Origin of the sequence: Microbacterium sp. SCN 71-21 (genome assembly GCF_001725695.1) — a bacterium.
GTDB lineage: Bacteria > Actinomycetota > Actinomycetes > Actinomycetales > Microbacteriaceae > Microbacterium > Microbacterium ginsengisoli.
Map to the genome: position 1 here is coordinate 1 of NZ_MEGA01000121.1, position 7,501 is coordinate 7,501.

At 69.7% G+C, this 7,501-nt stretch carries 10 protein-coding genes; 1 reads left to right on the top strand and 9 read right to left on the bottom strand.

The genetic code is table 11. The annotated features are described in order from the left end of the window. Positions 1–1,241: DNA polymerase III subunit alpha (dnaE, locus tag ABT08_RS12885; RefSeq protein WP_288115228.1), on the bottom strand; the 1,241-nt coding region annotated here is incomplete at its 3' end. Between the two features lie 117 nt (positions 1,242–1,358). Between dnaE and ABT08_RS12890 the strand changes: the two genes are divergently transcribed. Continuing rightward, a complete protein-coding gene (locus tag ABT08_RS12890) occupies positions 1,359–1,835 on the top strand; it encodes an NUDIX hydrolase (protein ID WP_056520058.1) in 477 nt (158 codons plus the stop codon). A gap of 9 nt (positions 1,836–1,844) precedes the next feature. On the opposite strand, the gene ABT08_RS12895 is transcribed toward ABT08_RS12890, so the two are convergent. The 8 genes from ABT08_RS12895 to ftsZ form a co-directional block, all read right to left on the bottom strand. Beyond that, entirely contained in the window at positions 1,845–2,417 is a 573-nt protein-coding gene (locus tag ABT08_RS12895; protein ID WP_288115222.1) for a GNAT family N-acetyltransferase, read from the bottom strand. A gap of 48 nt (positions 2,418–2,465) precedes the next feature. Beyond that, entirely contained in the window at positions 2,466–3,368 is a 903-nt protein-coding gene (locus tag ABT08_RS12900; protein ID WP_288115224.1) for an RluA family pseudouridine synthase, read from the bottom strand. 1 nt (position 3,369) lies between these two features. Beyond that, a complete protein-coding gene (locus ABT08_RS12905) occupies positions 3,370–4,074 on the bottom strand; it encodes a signal peptidase II (RefSeq protein ID WP_288115225.1) in 705 nt (234 codons plus the stop codon). Positions 4,075–4,083: 9 nt separating this feature from the next. Further along, a complete protein-coding gene (locus ABT08_RS12910; protein ID WP_056209948.1) occupies positions 4,084–4,677 on the bottom strand; it encodes a DivIVA domain-containing protein in 594 nt (197 codons plus the stop codon). A 105-nt stretch (positions 4,678–4,782) separates the two neighbouring features. After that, entirely contained in the window at positions 4,783–5,085 is a 303-nt protein-coding gene (locus ABT08_RS12915; protein ID WP_045247237.1) for a YggT family protein, read from the bottom strand. 5 nt (positions 5,086–5,090) lie between these two features. Next, positions 5,091–5,552 (bottom strand): cell division protein SepF, encoded by a 462-nt coding sequence (locus ABT08_RS12920; RefSeq protein WP_056209950.1) that lies wholly within the window; start codon positions 5,550–5,552, stop codon positions 5,091–5,093. A 30-nt stretch (positions 5,553–5,582) separates the two neighbouring features. Next, the gene (locus ABT08_RS12925) at positions 5,583–6,272 is read right to left on the bottom strand and encodes a YggS family pyridoxal phosphate-dependent enzyme (RefSeq protein ID WP_288115227.1); all 690 of its coding nucleotides are present in this window, start codon (positions 6,270–6,272) and stop codon (positions 5,583–5,585) included. 71 nt (positions 6,273–6,343) lie between these two features. Beyond that, positions 6,344–7,495, bottom strand: coding sequence for a cell division protein FtsZ (ftsZ, locus tag ABT08_RS12930; protein ID WP_045247234.1), 1,152 nt, complete (start codon positions 7,493–7,495; stop codon positions 6,344–6,346). Between the last annotated feature and the right edge of the window lie 6 nt (positions 7,496–7,501).

Here is a 7,501-nt window from a genome sequence, read left to right on the forward strand (position 1 = left end):
TACTGGATGACCTCGGCGCGACGACGGTCGTCGAAGTCGACGTCGAAGTCGGGCATGGAGACACGGTCGGGGTTGAGGAACCGCTCGAAGATCAGACCGTGCTGCAGCGGGTCGAGGTCGGTGATGCGCATCGCATAGGCGGCCATGGAGCCCGCGCCGGACCCGCGGCCCGGACCCACCCGGATGCCGTTGTCCTTCGCCCAGTTGATGAAGTCGGCGACGACGAGGAAGTAGCCGGGGAAGCCCATCTGCACGATCACGCCGGTCTCGTACTCGGCCTGGGCGCGCACCTCGGCGGGGATGCCGTCGGGGTAGCGGAAGTCGAGACCCTTCTCGACCTCCTTGACGAACCAGCTCTCCTCGGTCTCACCCGCGGGCACCGGGAAGCGCGGCATGTAGTTCGCCGCGGTGTTGAACTCCACGTCGCATCGCTCGGCGATCAGCAGCGTGTTGTCGCACGCGACCTCGTGGTCGCGGAAGATCTGCCGCATCTCGGCGGGCGACTTCACGTAATAGCCGTCGCCGTCGAACTTGAAGCGTTTCGGGTCGTCGAGGGTCGAGCCGGACTGCACGCACAGGAGCGCCGCGTGGCTCGACGCGTCGTGCTGGTGCGTGTAGTGCAGGTCGTTCGTCGCGACGAGAGGGATGTCGAGGTCTTTCGCGATCTTGAGCAGATCGGTCATCACCCGCCGCTCGATGGAGAGTCCGTGATCCATGATCTCGGCGAAGTAGTTCTCCTTGCCGAAGATGTCCTGGAACTCGGCAGCCGCGGCGCGCGCCGCCTCGTACTGTCCGAGACGCAGACGCGTCTGCACCTCGCCGGACGGGCAGCCCGTGGTCGCGATAAGCCCCTTGCTGTAGGTCTGCAGCAGCTCGCGATCCATGCGCGGCTTGAAGTAGTAGCCCTCCATGCTCGACCGGGACGAGAGCCGGAAGAGGTTGTGCATGCCCTCGGTCGTCTCGGAGAGCAGCGTCATGTGGGTGTATGCGCCCGAACCCGACACGTCGTCGTCGTTCTGTTCGGGCGTGCCCCAGCGCACCCGGGACTTGTCGGTGCGGTGGGTGCCCGGGGTGACGTAGGCCTCGATACCGATGATCGGGGTGATGCCGGCATCCTTCGCGGTCTTGTAGAACTCGTACGCGGCGAAGGTGTTGCCGTGGTCGGTGACCGCGAGCGCGGGCATGCCGAGGCGGACCGCCTCCTGCACCATCGGCCCGATGCGGGCCGCACCGTCGAGCATCGAGTACTCGCTGTGAACGTGCAGGTGAACGAAGGAATCGGCTGCCACGCGTCGAGTCTAGGTCGACCCTCGGACACGGCGTCGGCGACCCTCGTGCCGCTCCCCTATCGTGGGCCTGTGCCCACCCCCGACTTCGTGCTCGAGCTGCGCCGCTTCGTCGGCACCCGCCCCCTGCCGCTCGTCGGCGTGACCGCCGTCGTCGAGCACGAGGGGATGCTCCTGCTCGGCAGGCGCAGCGACAACGGCGCACTGACTCCCGTCACGGGCATCGTCGACCCGGGCGAGGAACCCGCCGATGCAGCGGTGCGCGAGGCCGCGGAGGAGGCCGGCGTCGTGATCGTCGCCGAGCGACTCGCGTCCGTGCACCAGATCCCGCGTGTGACCTACGAGAACGGCGACCAGAGCGACTACCTCGACCTCACGTTCCGGTGCCGCTGGATCTCGGGCGACCCGTTCCCCGCCGACGGCGAGATGACGGATATCGCGTGGTACCCGGCCGATCCGCTGCCCGCCGAGATCGGTCCCGAGATGCGGCGACGGATCACCGCCGCCCTCGCCCCTGAGGCCGAGGCGCGCTTCGAGGGCGGTCGCTGACCGTCGCGCTCACGCGAGCACGCGCCGTGCGATCACCCGGGGATGCCCGTCGAGCACCGACGCGGTCTCTGCCGCGCGGGTGAAGCCGTGCTGCTCGAAGAGGGCCAGCGTGCCGACATAGGCCATGGTCTGCTCGATGCGCGCGCCGCCGTTGTCGAGTGGGTACCCCTCGATCGCCGGAGCCCCGCTGCCGGCGGCGAAACGCACCGCTCCGTCGAGCAGGTGGTGCATGATCCCGCGCCGCTTGTGGCCGGGTCGCACCCGGAAGCACCAGACCGACCACACATCCAGATCGTCGAGGTGCGGGATGACGCGCGAACGCGCGAACGTGGTCTCACGCCGCGGGTGCACTGCGGCCCAGCCGACCGGCTCGTCGCCGTCCCACGCGACGACCCCCGGCGCCGGCTCGGCCGCGCACCACGAGCGGATGACAGCGGCCGCGCCGGCAGCATCGAGCTCGCGTCTCTCGCGCGACGGCAGCCGGTAGCTGAGGCAGGTGCACACCCGGGCCGTCGGACTCTTCGCGCCGACGAGCGTGAGCACCGCTGCGGCATCCGTCGCCGCGCGTACCTCGATCACCATGCGCCCAGTGTGGCCGCGGCATCCGACATCGACGTCAGCGCGCGCTCGTCAGTCGCCGCGCAGGACGGCCAGGGCGTGCGCGAGGTCGGGCGCGTAGGGGCTCTCGAACGAGACCCATTCCCGCGAGACCGGGTGCGTGAACGCGAGCCGATGCGCGTGCAGCCACTGCCGCGTGAGCCCCAGCCTCGCCGAGAGGGTCGGGTCGCCGCCGTACAACGGGTCACCCACGCACGGATGCCGGTGAGCGGCCATGTGCACGCGGATCTGGTGGGTCCGGCCCGTCTCGAGGTGGATCTCCAGCAGGGATGCCGCGGGAAACGCCTCGATCGTCTCGTAATGCGTCACGGAGTCCTTGCCGGCGGGCGTGACGGCGAACTTCCAGGAGTGCGAAGCGTGCCGCCCGATGGGCGCGTCGATGGTATGCCCCTGCACGACGGCGTGGTAGATCTTCTCGACCTCGCGCTCCTTGAAGGCGTGCTTCAGCTCGGTGTACGCGCGTTCGCTCTTGGCGACGACCATGAGACCGCTCGTTCCGACGTCGAGACGGTGCACGATGCCCTGGCGCTCGGGTGCGCCGGTCGTCGCGATGCGGAAGCCCGCGGCGGCCAGGGCGCCCAGCACGGTCGGGCCTTCCCAGCCGAGCGAGGGATGGGCGGCCACGCCCGCGGGCTTGTCGACCACGACGATGTCATCGTCGTCGTGAACGATGCCGAGATCGGGCACGGCCACGGGGATCACTTCGGGGTCGCGCTTCGGCTCCCACGCGACATCCAGCCATGCGCCGGCGCGCAGCCGGTCGGACTTGTCGATCACCGCACCGTCGACCAGCACGGTGCCGCCATCGATGACCTCCGCCGCGAACGTGCGGGAGAAGCCGAGCAGCTTCGCGAGCGCGGCGTCCGCCCGCGCGCCGTCGAGGCCGTCCGGAACCGGGAGGCTGCGGCTGTCCACGTCAGGCGCGCGTCGGCGTCGGGCCGGGCTCGTCGGCGGGCGGTGCAGGCCGTGAGGCGTCGTCCTCCCCGTCCGTCTCGACCTCGTCGGATGCGTCTGCGCCCGTCGGCTCCGCGCCCGACGCATCATCCCCGGCCGGCGAGTCATCGATCCCGTTCGGGGCGTCATCGTCCTCGAATGCCGCACCCGCACGGGGCTCACGTGTTCCGTCGAACCGACGACCCGTGAGGACGAGCAGGGCGACGCCGATCATCATGGTCGTGATGAAGATGTCCGCCACGTTGTAGATCGCCGGCATGAGCCACGGCGTCGAGATGAAGTCGACGACGTGCCCCACCGGGAAACCGGGGGCGCGGAGCACCCGATCGGTCAGATTGCCGAGCACACCGCCGAGGAGGAGCCCCAGCACGACCGCCCATGCGCGCGAACGCACGCGGGTCAGCGCGAGCCAGATGATGCCGAGGGCGACCAGCATGAGGGCGATCGTGAACACCCAGGTCACGCCCTCGCCGAGCGAGAAGGCCGCACCCGAGTTGCGGATCAGATAGAACCCGAGCAGATCGCCGATGATCGGCACGTTGCGCTCCGGGGGGAGCGTGAGAATCGCGAAGTGCTTCGCAAACTGGTCGGCGGCCAGCACCAGAATCGCGAGAATCGCGATGGTGGTACCGGCCGCCGCCGCACGAAGCGGGGGTCGAACCGTCAAGGAACGCCCTTACTGACCGATGGCCGAGACGGGCGTCTGGTCGGAGCCGCTGCTGGTCGAGTCGAGGTCGCGAAGCTTGCCCTCGAAGTAGCTCCGCAGCTGCGAGCGGTAGTCGCGCTCGAACTGGCGCAGCTCGTTGATGCGGGACTCGAGCGAGCCGCGCTCCTTCTCGAGGCGGGCGATCTCGTCACGACCGCGCGCCTCGGCGTCGCCGATGATGACGGCGGCCTGGGCCTTCGCCTCGGCCACGAGCTGCTCTCGCTGAGCCTTGCCCTCGGCGACGTGCTCGTCGTGCAGGCGCTGCGCGAGCTCCAGGATGCCGGCGGTCGCCGCCGCGCCCTCGACGGGGACGGCCGCGGGCGCCGGAGCGGGAACGGGCGCCTCCTCGACGGCGGGCGCGGGGGCCGGAGCGGCGGGGGCGGCGGCAGCGCCGGCCTCGAGCTCGGCGATCTTGGCCTTCAGCTCGTCGTTCTCGGTGAGCGCCTTACGCCACTCGACGACGATCTCGTCGAGGAAGTCATCCACCTCGTCAGGGTCGAAGCCCTCCTTGAAACGCACGTGCTGGAACTGCTTGGTGACGACGTCATCCGGAGTCAATGCCATGAGATCTTCCTCTTTCAGGTGGCGGCGGTCGGTAGGAGGGGTGTGCCCGCTTCTCGGGCCGCTTCAGAAAAGCATAGCCCCGGGCTTCGGGGGGAGCGGAAGGACTCAGGACGACGCGAGATAGCTCGTCACCGACATCAGCACGAAGCAGAGCAGCAGGGTGATCGTGAACGCGAAGTCGATCGCGACGGGTCCGATGCGCAACGGAGGGATGACGCGCCGGAACATCCGGATGGGCGGATCGGTGACCGTGTAGACGATCTCCGCGACGACGAGCCCCGCCCCCCGCGGCCGCCAACCTCGGTTGAACATCGGGATGTAGTCGAGGATCAACCGGGCGAACAGGACGAAGACGAACACCAGCAGCAGGATGTTCGCCACGGATGCGACGAGGCGGACAACCTCCACGGCGATTAGGGCGCGAACGGGACCGACTCGGGGTCGGCCTGGGCGATCGCGCCGTCGCCGGAGACGGCGATGTTCTCGGGGGACAGCAGGAACACCTTGCTCGTCACGCGCTCGATGCGTCCGAACAGACCCATCGCGAGCCCGCTGGCGAAGTCGATCAGACGGCGCGCGTCGGCGTCGCTCATCTGGGACAGGTTGATGATGACCGGCACACCGTCACGGAAGCTCTCGGCGATGTTCTGCGCGTCGCGGTACTGCTTCGGGTGCACGGTCAGGATCTCGTTCAAGGATGCCGCAGCGGGCTGTCGTACGATGGCCGGACGGTGGATCGGGGTCACGGGTGCTGCCGCCTTCTCGACATGACGCTCCTCCTTGCGGGACGCGCGAGGAGTGGGCTCCTCCTCGTAGACCTCTTCCTCGTCGGCGAGGCCCAGGTACACCATGGTCTTCTTCAGCGGGTTCGACATCGCATCCTCCGTTTGCTGTCTGGATCGAGGCTAACCGCGCTCGGGCCGCGGACCCGTGATTGCCGAGCCGATCCGCAGGTGTGTCGCGCCGGCGGCGATCGCCTCCTCGAAATCCCCCGTCATTCCGGCGGAGATCCACCGGGCGTCGGGGTCGATCGCCCGCAGGCGCTCGGAGAGCCGGGCCACACGCGCGAACGTGTCGGCCGGCGCCTCATCCAGAGGCGCGACGGCCATGAGTCCGCGCAGGCGCAGGGTGCGGCATCCGCTCACGTGCTCGGCGAGGCGCTCGAGGTCGGCGGGGGCGACGCCGCCGCGCCCCGGGTCGTCCGTGAGGTTGACCTGCAGCAGCACGTCGAGGGCGGGATCGCCCTCCTCTGCCGCCGCGTCGAGCGCGTCGGCGAGCCTGTCCCGGTCGACGGAGTGCACGACCTGCGCGGCCGCGCGCACGGCGCGCGCCTTGTTGGTCTGCGCCTGGCCGATGAAATGCCAGCGGATGCCCCGTGCGGCCCCGATCTCGTCCGCTTTGAGGGTGAGCTCCTGCTGACGGTTCTCGCCGAACTCGGTGACGCCGAGCGCCAACAGGTCGCGCACGAGGTCGGCGGGGTGGAACTTCGTGACGACGATGCGGGTGATCTCCTGCGGCGCTCGGCCGGAGGCGGCCGCCGTGGCGGCGATGCGCTCGTCGATTTCCGCCAGACGCGAGGCGAGGGTGTCGGGCACGGTGTGCTCCCGGGTGGAGATTCTCCGGCGGGCGGCTCGGGCTCACGCCCACCGGAGAACGGCGAACGGACCTACTTGAGGAAGTCCGGGATGTCGAGGTCGTCCTCGCCGAAGGCCGAGTCGTACGGCGCCGGGTCGGAGACACCGGCGTGCACGGGCACGGCGAACGAGGTGTCGTCGTCGCGCGGGTCGTCGACCGCTGCGACGGCCGCCGTCGGCGCGGGCGCAGCGGCGGCGCGCGCGGAGCCGAGCACGGGCTCCAGGCGCGGCGACGGCTCGCCGCCGTCGAATCCGGCGGCGATGACGGTGACGCGAACTTCGTCTCCGAGGGTGTCGTCGATGACGGTTCCGAAGATGATGTTGGCTTCGGGGTGCGCGGCCTCCTTGACGAGCTGCGCCGCATCGTGGATCTCGAAGATGCCGAGGTTCGAACCGCCCTGGATCGAGAGCAGCACTCCGTGCGCGCCTTCGATCGATGCCTCGAGCAGGGGCGACTCGACGGCGAGCTCCGCCGCCTTGATCGCCCGGTCGGCGCCGCGTGCGGAGCCGATGCCCATGAGCGCGGATCCCGCGCCCTGCATGACCGACTTGACGTCGGCGAAGTCGAGGTTGATCAGGCCCGGGGTGGTGATGAGGTCGGTGATGCCCTGCACACCGGCGAGCAGCACCTGGTCGGCGGTGGCGAAGGCCTCGATCATCGAGATGCCGCGGTCGCTGATCTCGAGGAGTCGGTCGTTGGGCACCACGATGAGGGTGTCGACCTCTTCCTTGAGGCGTCCGACGCCCGCCTCGGCCTGGCTCTGGCGACGACGGCCCTCGAACGAGAAGGGCTTGGTCACGACGCCGATGGTCAGCGCGCCGATCGATTTCGCGATCTTCGCGACGACGGGGGCACCGCCGGTGCCCGTGCCGCCGCCTTCGCCGGCCGTCACGAACACCATGTCGGCGCCGGCGAGGGCCTGCTCGATCTCGTCGGCGTGATCCTCGGCGGCCCGGCGGCCCACCTCGGGGTCGGCGCCGGCGCCGAGACCGCGGGTCAGTTCGCGGCCGACGTCGAGCTTGACGTCGGCGTCGCTCATGAGCAGAGCCTGTGCGTCGGTGTTCACGGCGATGAACTCGACGCCGCGCAGGCCGAGCTCGATCATGCGGTTGACGGCGTTCACGCCGCCGCCGCCCACGCCGACCACCTTGATGACTGCGAGGTAGTTCTGGTTCTGGCTCATGCCGGC

Coding starts and splice junctions, on each gene's coding strand:
- ABT08_RS12895 (WP_288115222.1), bottom strand. CDS start 2,417: ATGGTGATCGAGGTACGCGCGGCGACGGATGCCGCAGCGGTGCTCACG.
- ABT08_RS12910 (WP_056209948.1), bottom strand. CDS start 4,677: ATGGCATTGACTCCGGATGACGTCGTCACCAAGCAGTTCCAGCACGTG.
- ABT08_RS12920 (WP_056209950.1), bottom strand. CDS start 5,552: ATGTCGAACCCGCTGAAGAAGACCATGGTGTACCTGGGCCTCGCCGAC.
- ftsZ (WP_045247234.1), bottom strand. CDS start 7,495: ATGAGCCAGAACCAGAACTACCTCGCAGTCATCAAGGTGGTCGGCGTG.